Source organism: Pseudomonas sp. PS01297 (genome assembly GCF_029959305.1).
In the GTDB taxonomy this organism is placed as follows: domain Bacteria; phylum Pseudomonadota; class Gammaproteobacteria; order Pseudomonadales; family Pseudomonadaceae; genus Aquipseudomonas; species Aquipseudomonas helleri.
Genome location: NZ_JASCPQ010000055.1, coordinates 18,284 through 36,644 on the forward strand (window position 1 = coordinate 18,284; position 18,361 = coordinate 36,644).

Annotated in this window: 16 protein-coding genes; 13 read left to right on the forward strand and 3 right to left on the reverse strand. The window is 58.1% G+C overall.

The window, feature by feature from the left end; genetic code table 11:
• The first annotated feature begins 2 nt into the window (after positions 1-2).
• The 3 genes from trmD to QMX84_RS16635 all read left to right on the forward strand — a co-directional run bounded on the left by trmD (position 3) and on the right by QMX84_RS16635 (position 1,656).
• The gene (trmD, locus tag QMX84_RS16625; RefSeq protein ID WP_048368174.1) at positions 3-755 is read left to right on the forward strand and encodes a tRNA (guanosine(37)-N1)-methyltransferase TrmD; all 753 of its coding nucleotides are present in this window, start codon (positions 3-5) and stop codon (positions 753-755) included.
• Between the two features lie 46 nt (positions 756-801).
• Positions 802-1,152: a 50S ribosomal protein L19 gene (rplS, locus tag QMX84_RS16630; protein WP_003175895.1), complete on the forward strand. Its 351-nt coding sequence runs from the start codon at positions 802-804 to the stop codon at positions 1,150-1,152.
• Between the two features lie 96 nt (positions 1,153-1,248).
• On the forward strand, positions 1,249-1,656 hold the full coding sequence (locus QMX84_RS16635) for an acyl-CoA thioesterase (RefSeq protein ID WP_048368173.1): 408 nt from the start codon (positions 1,249-1,251) through the stop codon (positions 1,654-1,656).
• A 180-nt stretch (positions 1,657-1,836) separates the two neighbouring features.
• On the opposite strand, the gene QMX84_RS16640 is transcribed toward QMX84_RS16635, so the two are convergent.
• Positions 1,837-3,636 carry a sodium:proton antiporter gene (locus QMX84_RS16640; protein ID WP_262124372.1) on the reverse strand — a complete coding sequence of 600 codons (1,800 nt, stop codon included), beginning with the start codon at positions 3,634-3,636 and terminating at the stop codon, positions 1,837-1,839.
• 119 nt (positions 3,637-3,755) lie between these two features.
• Here QMX84_RS16640 and xerD point away from each other — a divergent pair, with 119 nt between their 5' ends.
• The 6 genes from xerD (at position 3,756) to QMX84_RS16670 (ending at position 11,332) form a co-directional block, all read left to right on the forward strand.
• Positions 3,756-4,652 carry a site-specific tyrosine recombinase XerD gene (gene xerD, locus QMX84_RS16645; RefSeq protein WP_262124370.1) on the forward strand — a complete coding sequence of 299 codons (897 nt, stop codon included), beginning with the start codon at positions 3,756-3,758 and terminating at the stop codon, positions 4,650-4,652.
• Positions 4,653-4,784: 132 nt separating this feature from the next.
• Positions 4,785-5,516 carry a thioredoxin fold domain-containing protein gene (locus QMX84_RS16650; RefSeq protein WP_048368169.1) on the forward strand — a complete coding sequence of 244 codons (732 nt, stop codon included), beginning with the start codon at positions 4,785-4,787 and terminating at the stop codon, positions 5,514-5,516.
• Positions 5,517-5,652: 136 nt separating this feature from the next.
• On the forward strand, positions 5,653-6,957 hold the full coding sequence (locus QMX84_RS16655; protein ID WP_262124368.1) for a homoserine dehydrogenase: 1,305 nt from the start codon (positions 5,653-5,655) through the stop codon (positions 6,955-6,957).
• Between the two features lie 108 nt (positions 6,958-7,065).
• Positions 7,066-8,475 (forward strand): threonine synthase, encoded by a 1,410-nt coding sequence (gene thrC / locus QMX84_RS16660; protein ID WP_153333559.1) that lies wholly within the window; start codon positions 7,066-7,068, stop codon positions 8,473-8,475.
• A gap of 119 nt (positions 8,476-8,594) precedes the next feature.
• The gene (locus tag QMX84_RS16665) at positions 8,595-10,691 is read left to right on the forward strand and encodes a transporter substrate-binding domain-containing protein (protein ID WP_282364295.1); all 2,097 of its coding nucleotides are present in this window, start codon (positions 8,595-8,597) and stop codon (positions 10,689-10,691) included.
• Positions 10,692-10,945: 254 nt separating this feature from the next.
• Positions 10,946-11,332, forward strand: a complete 387-nt coding sequence (locus tag QMX84_RS16670) for a response regulator (RefSeq protein WP_153333417.1) — start codon at positions 10,946-10,948, stop codon at positions 11,330-11,332.
• Positions 11,333-11,508: 176 nt separating this feature from the next.
• Here QMX84_RS16670 and QMX84_RS16675 read toward each other — a convergent pair whose 3' ends face one another.
• Both QMX84_RS16675 and QMX84_RS16680 read right to left on the reverse strand, forming a co-directional pair.
• Entirely contained in the window at positions 11,509-12,384 is an 876-nt protein-coding gene (locus tag QMX84_RS16675; RefSeq protein ID WP_282364296.1) for a TIGR02285 family protein, read from the reverse strand.
• Positions 12,385-12,423: 39 nt separating this feature from the next.
• Positions 12,424-13,623 carry a CaiB/BaiF CoA-transferase family protein gene (locus QMX84_RS16680; protein ID WP_262124363.1) on the reverse strand — a complete coding sequence of 400 codons (1,200 nt, stop codon included), beginning with the start codon at positions 13,621-13,623 and terminating at the stop codon, positions 12,424-12,426.
• Positions 13,624-13,828: 205 nt separating this feature from the next.
• On the opposite strand from QMX84_RS16680, the gene QMX84_RS16685 reads away from it, so the two are divergent.
• The 4 genes from QMX84_RS16685 to QMX84_RS16700 all read left to right on the forward strand — a co-directional run bounded on the left by QMX84_RS16685 (position 13,829) and on the right by QMX84_RS16700 (position 18,296).
• Positions 13,829-14,371 (forward strand): YaeQ family protein, encoded by a 543-nt coding sequence (locus QMX84_RS16685; protein WP_048368162.1) that lies wholly within the window; start codon positions 13,829-13,831, stop codon positions 14,369-14,371.
• A gap of 40 nt (positions 14,372-14,411) precedes the next feature.
• Positions 14,412-16,121, forward strand: a complete 1,710-nt coding sequence (gene recJ / locus QMX84_RS16690; protein WP_262124361.1) for a single-stranded-DNA-specific exonuclease RecJ — start codon at positions 14,412-14,414, stop codon at positions 16,119-16,121.
• Positions 16,122-16,425: 304 nt separating this feature from the next.
• The gene (locus tag QMX84_RS16695) at positions 16,426-17,532 is read left to right on the forward strand and encodes an NADH:flavin oxidoreductase/NADH oxidase (RefSeq protein ID WP_123749697.1); all 1,107 of its coding nucleotides are present in this window, start codon (positions 16,426-16,428) and stop codon (positions 17,530-17,532) included.
• Positions 17,533-17,573: 41 nt separating this feature from the next.
• On the forward strand, positions 17,574-18,296 hold the full coding sequence (locus QMX84_RS16700) for a tellurite resistance TerB family protein (RefSeq protein ID WP_282364297.1): 723 nt from the start codon (positions 17,574-17,576) through the stop codon (positions 18,294-18,296).
• Positions 18,297-18,361 lie beyond the last annotated feature (65 nt).

Here is an 18,361-nt window from a genome sequence, read left to right on the forward strand (position 1 = left end):
GCGTGGCTAAATTACGCGTAGAAGTGATCAGTTTGTTTCCCGAAATGTTTTCCGCCATCAGCGATTATGGCATCACCAGTCGCGCGGTGAAACAAGGGCTCTTGCAGCTCACCTGTTGGAATCCGCGGGACTACACAACGGACCGGCATCACACTGTGGACGATCGCCCATTTGGCGGTGGTCCGGGCATGGTGATGAAGATCAAGCCTCTGGAAGATGCGCTGGTTCAGGCCAGAGAAGCAGCCGGAGAGGCGGCGAAGGTAATTTACCTGTCGCCCCAAGGCCGCCAGCTTAATCAGTCGGCGGTACGCGAACTGGCGAATGAGGAAGCATTAATCCTCATTGCAGGTCGTTACGAAGGCATTGACGAGCGTTTTATAGACGCTTATGTCGATGAAGAGTGGTCGATTGGTGACTATGTACTTTCCGGTGGCGAGCTACCGGCGATGGTTCTGATTGATGCGGTTACACGACTGCTGCCCGGAGCTTTAGGGCATGTGGACTCCGCGGAGGAAGATTCCTTCACGGACGGTCTGCTGGATTGCCCGCACTACACCCGACCGGAGGTGTATGCGGATCAGCGTGTTCCCGACGTATTGCTAAGTGGCAATCATGCACACATCCGGCGTTGGCGTTTACAGCAGTCCCTTGGGCGGACCTTTGAACGACGCGCCGATCTTCTGGAAAGCCGCTCGCTTTCTGGAGAAGAGAAGAAGCTGCTTGAGGAATATATCCGCGAGCGGGACGATAGTTAACAACGTATCGATGGTAGATCCAGACGATCTACCTTAGGAGCACAGCATGACTAACAAAATCATCCTTGCACTCGAAGCAGAGCAGATGACCAAAGAGATCCCTACCTTTGCCCCGGGCGACACCATTGTCGTTCAGGTGAAAGTGAAGGAAGGCGACCGTTCGCGTCTGCAAGCTTTCGAAGGTGTAGTGATTGCCAAGCGTAACCGTGGCGTGAACAGTGCTTTCACTGTTCGTAAAATCTCCAACGGTGTTGGCGTAGAGCGTACTTTCCAGACCTACAGCCCGCAAATCGACAGCATGGCTGTGAAGCGTCGCGGTGACGTTCGTAAAGCCAAGCTGTACTACCTGCGTGACCTGTCCGGTAAAGCAGCTCGCATCAAGGAAAAACTGGCTTAAGTCCAGCTTCCCGATGCAGAAAAAAGCAGCCTTCGGGCTGCTTTTTTGTTGCCTGAAATTTGTCAGACCTTTGTCCAGTTGTGGGTAGTAAAAAGCATGACTTCGCGCGAGCAAGAGATCCAACGTCGTACAGATTTATCCGTCACCAGCATTACCAAGGCAGTATTCCCCTCGACCACCAATCACCACAACACCTTGTTTGGCGGCACAGCGCTGGCCTGGATGGACGAAGTGTCGTTCATCGCCGCGACTCGTTTCTGCCGTTTACCGTTGGTGACCGTTTCGACTGACCGTATCGACTTCAACCACCCGATAGCGGCGGGTTCGATTGTTGAATTGATTGGTCGCGTGGTGAAAGTGGGCAACACCAGCCTCAAGGTTGAAGTTGAGGTGTATGTCGAGAGCATGAGCAGTGATGGCCGAGAACTGGCGATCCAGGGCTTGTTCAGTTTTGTCGCCATCGACGATGCCAAACGCCCGGTGCCGGTGTTGCCGGGGTATTAAATAGCGGATATGACCATGTGTAGCCGCTGACGAGGTACGAGGCTGCGATGCGGGCCGCAGGACCGCCGTCCAAGAGCTAAAGCCAGATCAAAAGATCGCGAGACAAGCTCGCTCCTACAGATTGTGTAGTCGATGACGAGGTACGAGGCTGCGATCGGTTGCGCAGCAGCCGTAATCCATTCAGGCGTCCTGCCTGATCAGCGCCAGCAATGTCCACCCTGCGCCCGGTTTCAATTCGCTTTCGGGCGTCACCACATGCACCCAGCCCGTATTGTCACGGGCGAACAGCAGGGTGGCGCGTTTACCGTGCAGCTTCTGGTAATCCTCCCAGGTGAAGTTGTCGGTCAGGGTGGTGCTGTACATCTCCGCGCCTTGGCTCAGTTCGCTGGCCAGTTGCCCGTATGTCAGGGCTGGATTGCCCAGCGCGAGCCCGCGGTATTCATGGCTGGCGCGGTGTTTGTCAGAACGGCGGTGTTCCTGGCCGTTGGCCAGCGCAAACACCCGGCGCGGGCCAAACTCATGGGCGAAGCGCACCGCGGCCAAGGTGTTCAGCTCGCCAGACGCCGACAAGGCCAGTAAATGCCCGAGCCCCACCAAATCCAGATGTGTCTCGGCATGTTGTGAGGCCGGATTACCAAAGTAAGTGGGCAAGTTGTCCATGCGCGCAGCGCGGATGTTCTCCCAGTTGGAGTCGGTGAGTACCACGCGGCTGCCTTGTTGTTGCAGGGCTTTGCCGATGGCCCGGGCCGGACCGTTGGCGCCGACGATCAAAAAACCGCTGGGGGGCGGTTCTGCGACCTTGAGCAGGCGCGCCAGCGGCCGTGCGGTTGCACTTTGCAGCACCACAGTGCCAATGATCACCGCGAAGGTCAGCGGCACCAGTAACAGCGCGCCTTCATGGCCCGCCTCGTTGAGCCGGATCGCGAAAATCGCAGACACGGCCGCCGCGACAATTCCGCGCGGCGCGATCCAGGCCAGCAAGGCGCGCTCGCGCCAACTGAGCTTTGACCCTGCCGTGGACAGCAGCACATTCAAAGGGCGGGCGACCAGTTGAATGATCAACAGCAAAACCAGCACCACAGGCCCGAGGCCGATCATGGCGTGCAAGTCCAGACGTGCCGCCAGAAGAATAAACAGGCCTGAAATCAGAAACACACTGAGGTTTTCTTTGAAGTGCAGGATGTTGCGCACATCGACGCCCTTCATGTTGGCCATCCACATGCCCATGAGCGTGACCGCCAGCAGCCCGGACTCGTGCATCACCTGGTTGGACGCAATAAAAACCCCCAGCACCCCGGCCAGCGTCGCCAGGCTTTGCAGGTATTCAGGCAGCCATTGCTTGCGCACGATCTGGCCCATGATCCAGCCGCCGATAATGCCAAACAGGCTGCCGCAGACGATGACCCCGGCAAACGTCAACAAGCTTTGGCTCAGGCCGTTGTCGCTGGCGCGGGCGATGATAAAGCTGTAAACCACCACGGCGAGCAGGGCGCCAATCGGATCAATAACGATGCCTTCCCAGCGCAGGATGTTGGCAATCGACGCTTTGGGCCGCACCACCCGCAGCATCGGTACAATCACGGTCGGCCCGGTGACCAAGGTCAGGGTGCCGAACAACAGGGCCAGCAGCCAGTCAAAGCCCAGCAGCCAATGGGTAGCCAGAGTGATCACAGCCCAGGTGGAGAGGGCGCCGATGGTCACCAAACGGTGCACCACGCTGCCGATCTCACGCCATTCGGACAGGTGCAAGGTCAGGCTGCCCTCAAACAGAATCAACGCCACTGCCAGCGACACCAGCGGCATCAGCAGCGGGCCGAACAGCGCTTGCGGGTCGAGCCAGCCCAGCACGGGGCCTACCAAGATACCGGTCAGCAGCAAAAACAGGATGGCCGGCAGCTTGAGCCGCCAAGCCAGCCACTGGGACGCCAGTGCGGCAAGGCCGATACCGCCGAAAGACAGCAAAATCTGTTGTTCGGTCATACGTAGTCCCGTAAAAACTGATGGTTTATCGCGCAGGCTGCCTATGAAAGACTAGCGGCCGCTTTTTCAATTCACATTTTATTTGTGCGCGGCTCACTGCCCGTGCTGTACGAGTGCCAATGCCTGCCATCGACAACCCGCTTATCGACCGCTTTCTGGATGCCTTATGGCTGGAAAAAGGCCTGTCGGACAACACCCGCGATGCTTATCGCAGCGACCTGGCGCTGTTCAATGGCTGGTTGCAGGAGCGCGGTATCGAGTTGATCGATGCCGGGCGTGAGTTGATCCTCGATCATCTGGCTTGGCGCCTCGACCAGGCGTACAAGCCGCGCTCGACCGCACGTTTTTTGTCCGGTGCACGGGGGTTCTATCGCTATCTTTTGCGTGAAAAGCTCATAGCGGTTGACCCGACCTTGCAGGTCGATATGCCGCAGCTAGGCCGGCCATTGCCCAAGTCACTGTCAGAAGCAGACGTAGAAGCCTTGCTCTCCGCGCCAGACCTGAGTGAAGCCATCGGCCAGCGTGATCGCGCCATGCTCGAAGTCCTGTATGCCTGCGGCTTGCGGGTAACCGAGCTGGTCAGCCTGACTCTGGAGCAAGTGAACCTGCGCCAGGGCGTACTGCGGGTGATGGGCAAGGGCAGCAAGGAGCGGCTGGTGCCGATGGGCGAGGAGGCGATTGTCTGGGTTGAACGCTACCTGCGCGATGGCCGTGCAGAAATGCTGAATGGCCGCCCCAGCGATGTGCTGTTCCCCAGCCTGCGCGGTGAGCAAATGACGCGCCAGACCTTCTGGCACCGTATCAAGCACCAAGCCATGGTGGCCGGGATCGAAAAATCGCTGTCCCCGCACACGTTGCGGCACGCCTTTGCCACCCATTTGCTTAACCATGGCGCTGATTTGCGCGTGGTGCAGATGCTGCTGGGGCACAGCGACCTGTCCACCACGCAGATTTACACCCACGTAGCCCGCGCCCGCTTGCAAGATCTGCATGCCCAGCACCATCCGCGAGGCTAGCTGGACGTCAGTTGATCGTCGGCCCGGCAAGCCATCTGTGGTAGGCTTTGCCGGTTTCGAAAGCGAGCCGCCAAAACCCGTTTTTACACCGTGGTATCAGGCTTGGCCGTTTGTCCGCCTTCAGGAGTTCCCATGCGCGTGACCCAGATTTTTGCCGCCGCAGCCATTGCGTTGGTCAGTACGTTTTCTTTCGCCGATACCGGCGCCGAACAAGCCATTCGCAAAAGCCTTGATACGCTGCAACTGGATGTTCCGATCGAGAGCATCAGCGCAAGTCCGATGGCGGGCCTGTATGAAGTCAAGCTCAAGGGCAGCCGCGTGCTGTATGCCAGCGCCGATGGCCAGTTTATCGTGCAGGGCTACATGTTCCAGCTCAAGGACGGCAAGCCGGTCAACCTCACCGAAAAGGCTGAGCGTGATGGCGTTGCCAAACTGATCAATGGTATTCCGGTGGCCGAAACCGTCGTTTACCCTGCGGTCGGTGAAACCAAGTCTCATATCACCGTCTTCACCGACACCACCTGCCCGTATTGCCATAAATTGCACGCCGAAATCCCCGAACTGAACAAAATGGGGATCGAAGTGCGCTATGTTGCGTTCCCGCGCCAGGGCCTGGGCTCGCCGGGTGACCAACAGTTGCAGGCGGTCTGGTGTTCCACGGACAAGAAAAGCGCCATGGACAAGATGACCGACGGCAAAACCGTCAACGCGCCGAAATGCGCCAACCCGGTTGCCAAGCAATTTGCCCTGGGGCAGTCCATCGGGGTCAACGGCACACCGGCCATCGTGCTTGCCGATGGCCAGGTGATTCCGGGTTATCAGCCTGCTGCGCAGGTTGGCAAGCTGGCACTCAGTGTTAAATAATCCTGCGTCGTTACGCTAAGCCGGTAACGATCATGGTCGGGCACTTCAGTTGCCCGGCTATTAATAGAGAACCGTGGCAGTCCACGGTTGTTTTCCACGGCCGACCTTGAGTCGGCCGTTTTATGGGGAGTTCAGCGTGAATCCGGTCAAAGTAGGTATCTGTGGGCTCGGGACCGTCGGTGGCGGTACCTTTAACGTACTAAAGCGTAACGCCGAGGAGATTGCCCGCCGTGCCGGGCGTGGCATCCAGGTTGCGCAAATTGCTCTGCGTACGCCAAACCCTCAGTGCGACATTACCGGTACCCCCATTACCAACGATGTTTTCGCTGTTGCCACCAACCCTGAAATTGACATCGTTATCGAGCTGATTGGTGGTTACACCATCGCCCGTGATTTGGTGCTCAAAGCCATCGAAAACGGCAAGCACGTGGTCACCGCCAACAAGGCGCTGATTGCCGTGCACGGTAACGAGATCTTCGCCAAGGCTCAGGAAAAGGGCGTGATCGTTGCGTTCGAAGCAGCGGTTGCCGGTGGTATTCCGGTTATCAAGGCGATTCGTGAAGGTTTGTCGGCCAACCGCATCAACTGGGTGGCGGGCATCATCAACGGTACCGGTAACTTCATCCTCACCGAAATGCGCGAAAAGGGCCGTACGTTTGAAGACGTGCTGGCCGAAGCGCAAGCGTTGGGCTATGCCGAAGCAGACCCGACGTTCGACGTCGAAGGCATTGATGCCGCGCACAAACTGACGATTCTGGCGTCGATTGCCTTCGGCATTCCGCTGCAGTTCGACAAAGCCTACACCGAGGGCATCACCAAGCTGACCACGGCTGACGTGAACTACGCAGAAGCCCTGGGCTATCGCATCAAGCACCTGGGCGTTGCGCGCAGCACAGCCAGCGGCATCGAGCTGCGGGTTCACCCGACCCTGATCCCGGCTGATCGCCTGATCGCCAACGTCAATGGCGTGATGAACGCGGTGATGGTCAATGGTGACGCGGCGGGTTCGACCCTGTTCTACGGCGCTGGCGCCGGCATGGAACCGACCGCCTCCTCGGTGGTGGCTGACCTGGTCGACGTGGTGCGCGCCATGACCTCCGACCCGGAGAACCGCGTGCCGCACCTGGCCTTCCAGCCGGACGCGTTGTCTGCTCACCCGATCCTGCCGATCGAGGCGTGTGAAAGTGCTTACTACCTGCGCATCCAGGCCAAAGACCATCCGGGCGTCCTGGCTCAAGTGGCCAGCATCTTGTCGGAGCGCGGTATCAATATCGAATCGATCATGCAGAAAGAAGCCGAAGAGCATGACGGTCTGGTGCCAATGATTTTGCTGACTCACCGTGTTATCGAGCAGCACATCAATGACGCCATCACTGCGCTTGAAGCGCTGCAAGGTGTTGTAGGTCCGGTCGTTCGCATCCGCGTAGAAAGTCTCAATTAATTGAGAGCGGCAAGTTTCAAGCTGCAAGCTGCAAGCTAAAGGCAACTCTGCTTTTACTTGTGGCTTGGGGCTAAACCGCTTGCCGCTCAAGCCGAAGGTTTGAAAAAAATGCGCTATATCAGCACCCGTGGCCAGGCACCGGCCCTGAATTTTGAAGATGTTCTGTTGGCCGGTCTGGCCAGCGACGGCGGCCTGTACGTGCCGGAAAACCTGCCACGCTTCACTCAGGAAGAAATCGCTTCCTGGGCAGGCCTGCCGTACCACGAGTTGGCATTCCGGGTGATGCGCCCGTTTGTCACCGGCAGCATTCCTGATGCCGATTTCAAAAAAATCCTGCAAGAAACCTACGGCGCCTTTGCTCACAGCGCGGTTGCACCGCTGCGTCAGCTCAATGGCAACGAATGGGTACTTGAGCTGTTCCACGGTCCTACGCTGGCGTTCAAGGACTTTGCCCTGCAATTGCTGGGGCGTTTGCTGGATTACGTGCTGGCCAAACGTGGCGAGCGCGTGGTCATTGTTGGCGCAACGTCGGGCGATACCGGCTCGGCGGCCATCGAAGGCTGCAAGCACTGCGAGAACGTGGATATTTTCATCCTGCACCCGAACAACCGGGTGTCGGAAGTACAGCGTCGTCAAATGACCACCCTGTTTGGCGACAACATCCACAACCTCGCCATCGAAGGCAACTTCGATGACTGCCAGGAAATGGTCAAGGCCAGCTTTGCTGACCAGGGCTTCCTCAAGGGCACACGCCTGGTCGCCGTGAACTCGATCAACTGGGCACGCATCATGGCCCAGATCGTTTACTACTTCCACGCAGCCCTGCAACTGGGCGGCCCGCACCGTTCAGTGTCGTTCTCGGTGCCGACCGGTAACTTTGGCGATATTTTCGCCGGCTACCTGGCGCGCAACATGGGCTTGCCGATCAATCAGTTGATCGTTGCCACCAACCGCAACGACATCCTGCACCGCTTCATGAGCGGCAACCAGTACGCCAAAGAGACCCTGCACGCGACCCTGTCGCCGTCCATGGACATCATGGTGTCGTCGAACTTCGAACGCCTGCTGTTCGACCTGCATGGTCGCAATGGCGCCGCGGTTGCGGGCCTGATGGACGCGTTCAAGCAAACCGGCACCTTCAGCGTGGAAGACGATCGCTGGACTGAAGCTCGCCGTCTGTTCGACTCGTTGGCGGTCAACGACGAGCAAACCTGCGAAACCATCGCTCAAGTGTTCGCTGAAACCGGCGAAGTACTTGATCCGCACACGGCCATCGGCGTGAAGGCGGCCCGTGAGTGCCGTCGTAGCCTGGATATCCCGATGGTTATTCTGGGGACGGCGCATCCGGTCAAGTTCCCAGAGGCTGTTGAGAAAGCGGGTGTAGGCAAAGCTCTGGAGCTACCTGCTCACCTTTCCGACTTGTTTGAGCGAGAAGAGCGTTACACCGTTTTGGCCAATGACCTTAAAGCCGTACAGGCCTTTGTCAGCCAGCATGGCAACCGTGGGAAAGCCCTTTAAGGGTCTTTTTCTTACGTACTTTTAAGCCCGTCATCTGACGGGCTTTTTTGTGGGTGCGTGGCAAACTTGCTCGGTTTTCGCCTCCGTATGCTGGCGAGTAGCCGGTCAAGGAGGCTGTCATGTCACGTTTTGCCCACGTGCTGAAATCATGGATATTGCGGGTACTCTGCATCGCGCTGGTGAGCGTCACTACCAGCACCCAGGCGGCCCAAGGCTTGCCGTTCCGGCTGCCTAAGAGCTTTATCGACCTCAAACCCCTAGTGATCGATCACTCACAACGGCAATGGCTGGAGGAACGCGGCCGGCTGCGCGTGGGTATCTCCATTGGCGATTACGCCCCCATGGATATCGCCAACGAGCGCAACCGTTATCAGGGCATCAGTGCCGATTACCTCAGCCTGGTGCGGGACAAACTGGGGGTCACGGTTGAAGTGTTGGGGTTCAGCAAGCGTGACCAGGCAGTGGCAGCGCTGCTCTCGGGCAAAATCGACATTCTGACCAGCGCCACCGGCTACGAGCGCGGTATTGAAGGCCTGCTGTTCTCAAGTGAATACATGACCGATCGCTCAGTGATGGTGGGCAAAGAAGCAGCAGCGCCCGACGGGAATTGGGCAGGCAAAAAAATCGGCTTTCTCGACGGCGAGGTTGATGCACACGTTGCCGACGCGTTCTACCCCGACAGCGAGATCATCCTCACCCCTACCTTGCACAGTGCGCTGGAAGCGCTCAATGAAGGCGACATTGATGCACTGGTTGCCCATGAACTCATTGTCCGGGGCTTCAAGACGCTGCGGTCTTACTCCAGCTTGCGTGTTTTGGGGCAGAGTGTTTTGCCGGAGTCGGGGTTTGCCTTTGCCGTGCGCCGTGATGATCCGCAGTTGCAGGCCTTGATTGATCGCGCGTTGAACAGCCTGGATGACGAGATGGGGCACGTAATCCTTTCGCGTTGGCACGCAGGGCATCTGGGCGCTATTGGCCAGCAACACATACAACTCATGCCGCGCGAACACGCCTGGATCAAGCAAAATCCGGTGGTTATTGTGGCCTCTCAGCAATACCCGCCGTATGTCTTCAAAAACGGTGAGGAGCGCTGGGAGGGTTTGAACGCGGATATTCTGGCGCGTATTTCCCATATGACCGGGTTGCAGTTTGTCCATCAAGATAGCTCCTCAACAGCGCAAACCCTGGAGATGCTCAAAAGCGGCAAGGCGCAGATGAATACCACCCTGGCCAAGAATGCCGAGCGTCAGGCGTATCTCAATTTCACCTATTCCTATGGCGGCGCTCCCTGGGTCTTTGTCGTGCGCAACAATGATTTTCGCCTGAGTTCTCTGGATCAGCTCGCGGGCAAGGTATTGGCGCTACCGGCCCGGCATGCGCTGGAATCAATGATTCGGCGCAACTACCCCGACATCATCCTGCGCAGTGTCGAGAACTATGCGCAGGCACGTGATCTGGTTGAGCAAGGCGAAGCGCTGGCCACGATCCAGAATGAAACACAGGCGTATCTGCACCCGGCCAGGCACTTGAAGGTAGGTCGAAGTGTCGATGGTCGTTGGGCCTCAGACAACTTTTCGGTTGCGGATCAATTCCCGGAACTGCTCGACATACTGAACAAGGGCTTAGAAGCCATTCCCATGGCTGATATGCAGGCACTGCGGCACAAGTGGTTGCATGACCTTAAAAAAATGCCGGTCGAACCGCAGGTGTCGAGATTACCGTTGTTGTACGGGGGGCTGGCAGGGGCTATTGGCCTGGGGGGAGCCTTGGTGATGTGGAACCGACGCTTGGTAAACCAGTTGCGCGTCGCACGCTTGGCCGAGAGCGCTTTAAGCGCCCGCCTGGGGTTTGGGCAACGCTTCTTTGATGCGATCCCCTGTCCGATTTTTGTGAAGGGGCTTGAAGGACAAGTCATCACCTGTAACCGCACTTACGAAGATTTTTTTTCGACCCGGCTAGAACTGATTCACGGGCGGCGCATGACGGAAGTGCCGTTTTTATCCGTTGAAATTGCAGAGCAGTTTCATGCTGAGTTGATGTCAGTGCTTCGTAACCGTAAGCCTTTTTTTCAAAAGCGCAGCCAGGCCTTCAAAACGGCTGGTGGTGAGGTGTGTTGCTGGATTGTGCCTTTTTACTCGGGCTCAGGTCATTTGGAAGGGGTGGTGGGAGGCTGGTTTGACCTGTCAAAGTCGCCAAAAATGGGGGTAAACGGTTAGCCACCGCAGATACGATCTTGTCTAGCGGTGTTTTTGGTCCAGGTTGCATCGCCGGTCAATAACTCGCGGTTAGCACACTCTCATGCCCTAGATGGACAGGTATCAGGGTTAAAGGTGGCATCAATTAGTTTTGTTTTTATGAATTTGCCTACATCTATTTAGGATTCGTCTTATGTCGATTCTTAGGCAATCGCACTAAAGTCGATCCCCTTGCCAATAGTGCGTGAACTCTTCCAAGGCCCTTTATGCGCTCAATGAAAGTTCTGATTCTTGAAGACAATCCTTTTCAACTGATGGTGTTACACCAAATGTTGAACGCCTTTCGCATTTTTGACGTGCTGGCTGCCGAGAGTGTCGAGTCTGCCCGTTGCTCATTGGCCAAATGCGGGGGCATTGACCTGGCTATTTGTGATTTGCATCTGGAAGGGTTGTCCGGGCTTGAGTTGATTCGCGAGTTGGCGACCAAGCGTGAAGCCCAGGCGCTGATTATTCTCAGTTGTGCCGCGCCGCATGTAGTCGAAAGCGCGGTACGCACTGCCCGCGAGGAAGGTTTGGAGGTGTTGGGGTATTTGCCCAAACCCGTGACCGTTAACGGCCTCGGACGCTTGCTGGATGCTTATGGCACACGGGCTGGCGCATGAAGTGAAAATTGATCCCGCGCATCGGGAACCTTTAACGAGTTTGCTGTGTCAGATTTTTTATCAGCAAGATCAAGTCTTTTGCTCCGAGACTTGTAGCTTGCTGAGCAGGTCATCATGACCTTGTTAAACCCCGAGTTGTCTCCCCACTGCTCGGGGTTTTTTTTGTGCTTTTTTTGTCAGGGCCCCGTCGGCTCTTGCTCCGGGATGGGGGCTGATGCATTGCCATCATCGGCCTGTATCCAAAAGGTCTGCGCAGACGCGAGTGAATCCCGGGGCAGATTTCCCAATACCGTATTGATGTCGGCAATGGCTTTTTGCCCTTCCGGGGTTTTTGTGCACCCTGCGTAGATGGTTTGGTAAGCCGGGGCACCCTGAATCGGGTAAAAAGCCAGCGCCTTGGATGAAAGGCCATATTGCTTGGCCTTTGACTGAATCTCTGGCCAATACCCCAGCAGCGTCGGCAAGCGACCGGCGTGTTGCATTTGCAGCAGGCTGCCCATGGCATCGTTGCCGTAATGAATAAAGAGCGGGGTGGTCGGGCTCTTTGACAATTGATCGTCGATCCAGACGCCGTAACTGCGTTTGGCCACCAAGCCGAGCTTGACGGACTGAGCGCTTAGCAGGGCAGGTAAGTCGACGGCCTGGTCATGCACAAACGGCGCGATCAGTTGTTGATCGGTACGGCGAATGGCCAGCCCGTTACTGCGCAAACCGAAGATCGGGCTGGAATAAACAATGCTCAGGGCACGGGTAGGATTCCATACCAGCATCGGATCGCAGGCCAGGTCTGGCCCCTCAAGCATTTGCAGGGAGCGGGCCCGATTGACCCGTTGGATGACATGCTCATACTGCGGCATGTTAGCGATCAGCACCGGCAGCAAGCGATCGATGATGCCTTGATCCTTGTTCGGGCCATCGTGCACTGCCATTGGTGGCAGGTCGCGCACCAGCCAAATGAGTTTTTCGGCCGCCAGCGCGCCGGGCGTGTAAAAAAACATCGCCGAGGTTATCAACCCCGCGCAGATGCCTCGCCATTTCCAGCGCTTGGTCATCGGGCCTGTCTCCTTGGCGGTCCTTAAAACGGCTAACGGTTAAATCGCGCCTGCCTGTTTCAATTTAACAATGGCGCTGGCGTCGTAGCCCAAATCAGCCAAGACCTCCTGATTGTGAGCGCCCAGCTCCGGTCCTACCCACTCGGCTGACCCCGGCGTGTCAGAAAGCCGAGGCACGATGCCTGGCATTTTGAACGCTTTGCCGTCAGGAAGTTTGGCCTGCAAGAACATTTCGCGGGCTAAAAATTGCGGGTCAGTGAACATGTCTTCGGCCGAGAAAATGCGGCTGGCGGGGACTTCTGCCGTGTTCAGGTGTTCAAGCACGGTTTGCAGCGGCAGCGAGGCGACCCAGCGGTCAATGACGCCGTACAGCTCGTCACGACGGGCATCCCGGCCATCATTGCTGGCCAGTTGCGGATCGTTAGCCAGGTCTTCGCGGCCAATAATCAGCATGAAACGTTTGAAAATCGCGTCGCCATTGGCGCCAATCTGTACGTGCTTGCCGTCCTGGCTGGTGTGAATCGAGGAAGGCGTAATGCCCGGCATGATATTGCCGGTGCGCTCGCGAATAAAGCCGAACACATCGAACTCCGGCACCATGCTTTCCATCATGGCGAAAATGGCTTCGTACAGCGCCACATCCACTACTTGGCCCAGGCCGCCATTCACTTCGCGATGACGCAATGCCATCAAGGCGCCAATGACGCCCCACAGCGCGGCAATCGAGTCGCCAATCGAAATGCCGGTGCGCACGGGCGGGCGATCTTCAAAGCCGGTGATGTAGCGCAACCCGCCCATGGACTCACCCACCGCGCCAAAACCGGGCTGGTCTTTCATGGGTCCGGTCTGGCCAAAGCCCGACAAACGCACCATGACCAGTTTAGGGTTCAAGGCGTGCAGCACGTCCCAGCCCAGGCCCAGTTTTTCCAGTACGCCGGGGCGGAAGTTCTCGATCAGGATGTCGGCCTCGGCCAACAGCTCCTTGAGGATGTTCAGGCCATCGGGGTGCTTGAGGTTCAGCGTCAGGGATTTCTTGTTACGCGCCTGCACGAACCACCACAGCGACGTACCTTCATACAGCTTGCGCCATTTACGCAGGGGATCGCCGCCATCGGGTGATTCCACCTTGATCACATCGGCGCCAAATTCGGCACAAATTCGCGAGGCAAAAGGCCCGGCGATCAGGGTGCCCAGCTCGATGACCTTGAGGCCCGAAAGGGGTTTGGTGGCGAGCGACATGCGGAGTCCTTATGCAGAGCGAACGAGAACAGCGTTTTAACATAGGTCGTGGCACCCCGTCCTGTGGGAGCGGGCTTGCCCGCGATAACATCACCTCGGTGATTCAGATAGACGGCGTTGTTTGCATCGCGAGCAAGCCCGCTCCCACAGAACATGGGCGGATCGGTTAGACTTGCCGTCTTTCTCCGTATCAAGAAGCCCGTTCATGGCCCAGCCGTCCACGACCTACAAGTTCGAACTCAACCTCACCGATCTCGATCGTGGGGTCTATGAAACCGTCAAGCAAACCATCGCCCGTCACCCTTCGGAAACCGAAGAGCGCATGGCTGTGCGCCTTCTGGCTTACGCCCTTTGGTACAACGAGCATCTGTCGTTTGGCCGAGGCCTTTCAGATGTAGACGAACCAGCGCTGTGGGAAAAAAGCCTGGATGACCGTGTTCTGCACTGGATCGAAGTGGGCCAGCCCGATGCTGACCGCCTGACCTGGTGCTCGCGCCGCACCGAACGCACCAGTTTGCTGGCTTATGGCAGCTTGCGCGTCTGGGAAGGCAAGGTCATCCCGGCGATCAAAAACCTGAAAAACGTCAACATCGCTGCCGTTCCGCAAGAGATTCTGGAAGTACTGGCCAAAGACATGCCACGCGTTATCAAGTGGGACGTGATGATCAGTGAAGGCACCGTGTTCGTGACCGACGACCGTGGCCAGCACGAAGTTCAGTTGCAGTGGCTGCAAGGCGAACGCGGTTAATTCACTCGGTTCAACACTTTAAGAGAACATCCCCCCGGTTATGCGCATCGAACCTCGTCCACTGCCCGAAACCCTGCCTTTCTTGGGCGAAATGCCGACCCTGCTCACGCGTTTGTACGCCGCGCGGGGTGTGCAATCACAAGCTGAACTGGACAAGAGCCTGGCGCGGTTGATCCCGTACCAGCAGCTCAAGGGCATCGACGCGGCGGTGGACTTGCTGGTGGTGGCGCTTGAACAGCGCCAGCGCATCTTGATCGTCGGTGACTTTGACGCCGACGGTGCCACCGCCAGTACCGTGGGCATGCTCGGTTTGCGCCTGCTGGGCGCCGCCCATGTCGACTACCTGGTGCCCAACCGGTTTGAGTACGGCTACGGCCTGACCCCCGAAATCGTCGAAGTGGCGCTGACCCGTTCGCCGCAATTGCTGATCACCGTGGACAACGGGATCTCCAGCGTCGAAGGCGTGGCGGCGGCGAAAAAAGCCGGGCTGAGTGTGCTGGTCACCGACCACCACTTGCCGGGCAACGAACTGCCGGCGGCCGATGCCATCGTCAATCCCAACCAGCCGGGTTGCGAGTTCCCCAGCAAGGCGCTGGCCGGGGTAGGGGTGATCTTCTACGTCCTGATTGCCTTGCGTGCACGCTTGAACAGTTTGGGTTGGTATCAAACGGTCAAAGCGCCCAACATCGCCGAATTGCTCGATTTGGTGGCATTGGGCAGCGTGGCCGACGTGGTGCCGCTGGACGCCAACAACCGCATTCTGGTGCATCAGGGGCTTGAGCGAATCCGTGCCGGGCGTGCGCGGCCAGGGCTTAAGGCAATCCTGGAAGTGGCCAAGCGCGATCATTCGAAGATTACTTCTACCGACCTGGGCTTTATTCTCGGGCCACGGCTGAACGCGGCCGGGCGGCTGGACGACATGAGCCTGGGCATCGAGTGCCTGCTCACCGACGACCCCAACGCGGCGCGGGACATGGCCGCCCAGCTCGACGAAATGAACCAGGACCGCAAGTCCATTGAGCAAGGCATGCAGCGTGAAGCGCTGGCCCAGCTCAAGGAATTGACGCTGGACAGCATGCCGTTTGGCTTGTGCCTGTTCGACCCGGAATGGCACCAAGGGGTGATCGGGATTCTGGCCTCGCGCCTCAAAGAGCGCTATTTCCGCCCGACCTTTGCCTTTGCCGATGCCGGAGACGGCATGCTCAAGGGCTCGGGGCGTTCGGTACCGGGCTTTCATATTCGTGATGCGCTCAGCGTGGTAGCGGCGCAGCACCCGGAGTTGATCAGCAAATACGGTGGCCACGCCATGGCGGCGGGTCTGACATTGCCTGAAGCCAACTTCCCACTGTTTTCTCAGGCATTTGATGAGGAAGTCCGACGTCAACTGCGTGAAGAAGACCTGACCGGGCGGCTGCTGTCTGATGGCAGTTTGGCAATTGAAGAATTCCACCTTGAACTGGCTCGCGCGTTGCGCCATGCCGGGCCGTGGGGGCAGCACTTCCCTGAGCCGCTGTTCCACGGCGTGTTTCAGTTGGTCGAGCAGCGTATTGTTGGCGAGCGGCACTTGAAAGTCGTACTTAAGACCGAGTGCGGCAGCGTCAAACTGGACGGCATTGCCTTTGGTGTAGACCGCGAAGTGTGGCCCAACCCGACCATTCGCTGGGTCGAGCTGGCCTATAAACTCGACCTCAACGAGTTTCGCGGCAACGAAACCGTGCAACTGATGATCGCCCACATCGAACCGCGCTAACGCCTGCCCCCTTTTGGCTGACCAATAACGCTGTAGGAGCTGCCGCAGGCTGCGATCTTTTGCTTTTGCTTTTGCTTTTGATCTAAGGGCTTCCCTCACCCTAGCCCTCTCCCGAAGGAGAGGGAACCGATTGGGGGATGCTTAAGATATTCGGTGGCCTGTTTGATGCGCGACAGCGCGGCGTTGAAGACGGCGCGGCCCCACCTACGGTTATGCCCCCTCATTTGAACCCCACCTCTTCCAGTGTTGTCGACTAGTCTCTAAGGAGTGCCTGGAGCCTACCCACTGGAATGAGAGGTGACCCATGAGTCTGCTGCTCGAACCCTACACCCTGCGCCAACTGACCTTGAATAACCGCATTGCGGTCTCGCCAATGTGCCAATACTCCAGCGTTGATGGGCTGGCCAATGACTGGCATTTAGTTCACTTGGGCAGCCGGGCCGTTGGCGGTGCCGGTCTGATTTTTACCGAGGCCACCGCGGTAACCCCCGATGGCCGGATCACCGCTCAAGACCTTGGGCTGTGGAGCGACGAACACATCGAACCGCTGCAACGCATCACCCGCTTTATCCGCGCTCAGGGCGCCGTGGCGGGGATTCAGCTGGCGCATGCCGGGCGCAAGGCCAGCACGCATCGCCCCTGGCTGGGCAAGCATGGCAGCGTCAAAGTGGACGAGGGCGGCTGGGTGCCGGTCGGGCCTTCACCCATTGCCTTTGACCCCAATCACACCGCGCCTAAACAACTGGATACAGAACAGATCCAGGGCATAGTTCAAGCCTTTATCGATGCCGCCAAACGGTCGCTCGAAGCCGGCTTCTCGGTGGTTGAAGTGCACGCCGCCCACGGTTACTTGCTGCATCAATTTTTGTCGCCGCTGAGCAACCAGCGCCTCGACGAGTACGGCGGTTCATTCGAGAATCGCATCCGCCTGGTGCTGCAAGTGACCGAAGCGGTGCGCGAAGTGTGGCCCAAAGAACTGCCGGTCTTTGTCCGTGTTTCGGCCACCGATTGGGTCGAAGATGGCTGGAACCCTGACGAAACGGTTGAACTGGCACGGCGTCTGAAAGCGCTGGGGGTTGATCTGATTGACGTGTCGTCGGGGGGGACGGCGGCGACGGCAGAAATTCCGGTGGGGCCGGGTTACCAGACCCGATTCGCCGAGCGTGTGCGTAAAGAAGCGGCCATCGCCACGGGCACGGTGGGGATGATCACCGAGCCGGCGCAGGCCGAACATATTTTGCGCACCGGTCAGGCGGACTTGATTCTGCTGGCCCGTGAACTTTTGCGTGACCCGTACTGGCCGCTGCATGCCGATGATGATCTGGGCGGCAGAAAAGCGATCTGGCCGGCGCAGTACCAGCGTGCTACCCATCGCGATCAGCCGATTCATGAATCGGACCTGCGCGACTGAAATCCGATCTGTCACCTGAACCCGTTACGAGGAGGTTGCTGATGAACACCCGTGGATTGCTCGATCAACTGCTGAAGTCTGGCCAGGATCTGCTGGAGAAAAAGACCGGTGCGTCAAACAACGCTTCTGGCGCCAGTGCCAATAAAGGGGGATTGGGCAATGTGCTGGGTGCGGGCGGGCTCGGTGGCCTGCTCTCGGGGGCAGGAGGTGGGGCGATGGCTGCCAGTGTCCTGGGCCTGTTAATGGGCAGTAAGCGCGGCCGCAAGTTCGGTGGCCAGGCCTTGACCTATGGGGGCTTGGCGGCCTTGGGCGTGCTGGCGTACAAAGCCTACGGCAACTGGCAGGCCAGCCAGGGCACGGCCCCCGAACACCCGCCGCAAACCATTGATCGCGTTGCGCCGGTGCAGGTTGAGGAGCACAGCCAGGCGATTCTCAAAGCCTTGGTCGCGGCGGCCAAGGCGGATGGCCACATTGACGATCGCGAGCGGCAAATGATCGAGGGCGAGTTGAGCAAGCTCAAGCACGATCCGCAACTGCAGCAATGGCTGCAACTTGAACTGAACAAACAGCTGGACCCGGCTGAAGTCGCCAGCGCGGCCACCACCCCGGAAATCGGCGCAGAAATGTACATTGCCAGCCTCATCCTGGTGGATGAAGAGGCATTCGGTGAACGGGCTTATCTGGATGAACTGGCCAAGCAACTCAAGCTTGATCCGGGGCTAAAAGCTGAGCTGGAAGCGCAGGTTAAACAGGCTCAGGTTTAACTGCCCTTCTAGGAGCGAGCTTGCCTCGCGATCTTTTAAACGTCGAAAAGATCGCGAGGCAAGCT

Bases quoted from the DNA above. Each gene is read 5' to 3' on its own strand.
- QMX84_RS16640 (WP_262124372.1), bottom strand. From the start codon at position 3,636: ATGACCGAACAACAGATTTTGCTGTCTTTCGGCGGTATCGGCCTTGCC.
- xerD (WP_262124370.1), top strand. From the start codon at position 3,756: ATGCCTGCCATCGACAACCCGCTTATCGACCGCTTTCTGGATGCCTTA.
- QMX84_RS16635 (WP_048368173.1), top strand. From the start codon at position 1,249: ATGACTTCGCGCGAGCAAGAGATCCAACGTCGTACAGATTTATCCGTC.
- QMX84_RS16675 (WP_282364296.1), bottom strand. From the start codon at position 12,384: ATGACCAAGCGCTGGAAATGGCGAGGCATCTGCGCGGGGTTGATAACC.
- thrC (WP_153333559.1), top strand. From the start codon at position 7,066: ATGCGCTATATCAGCACCCGTGGCCAGGCACCGGCCCTGAATTTTGAA.
- QMX84_RS16670 (WP_153333417.1), top strand. From the start codon at position 10,946: ATGAAAGTTCTGATTCTTGAAGACAATCCTTTTCAACTGATGGTGTTA.
- QMX84_RS16700 (WP_282364297.1), top strand. From the start codon at position 17,574: ATGAACACCCGTGGATTGCTCGATCAACTGCTGAAGTCTGGCCAGGAT.
- recJ (WP_262124361.1), top strand. From the start codon at position 14,412: ATGCGCATCGAACCTCGTCCACTGCCCGAAACCCTGCCTTTCTTGGGC.
- QMX84_RS16650 (WP_048368169.1), top strand. From the start codon at position 4,785: ATGCGCGTGACCCAGATTTTTGCCGCCGCAGCCATTGCGTTGGTCAGT.
- QMX84_RS16665 (WP_282364295.1), top strand. From the start codon at position 8,595: ATGTCACGTTTTGCCCACGTGCTGAAATCATGGATATTGCGGGTACTC.
- QMX84_RS16695 (WP_123749697.1), top strand. From the start codon at position 16,426: ATGAGTCTGCTGCTCGAACCCTACACCCTGCGCCAACTGACCTTGAAT.
- QMX84_RS16680 (WP_262124363.1), bottom strand. From the start codon at position 13,623: ATGTCGCTCGCCACCAAACCCCTTTCGGGCCTCAAGGTCATCGAGCTG.
- rplS (WP_003175895.1), top strand. From the start codon at position 802: ATGACTAACAAAATCATCCTTGCACTCGAAGCAGAGCAGATGACCAAA.
- QMX84_RS16685 (WP_048368162.1), top strand. From the start codon at position 13,829: ATGGCCCAGCCGTCCACGACCTACAAGTTCGAACTCAACCTCACCGAT.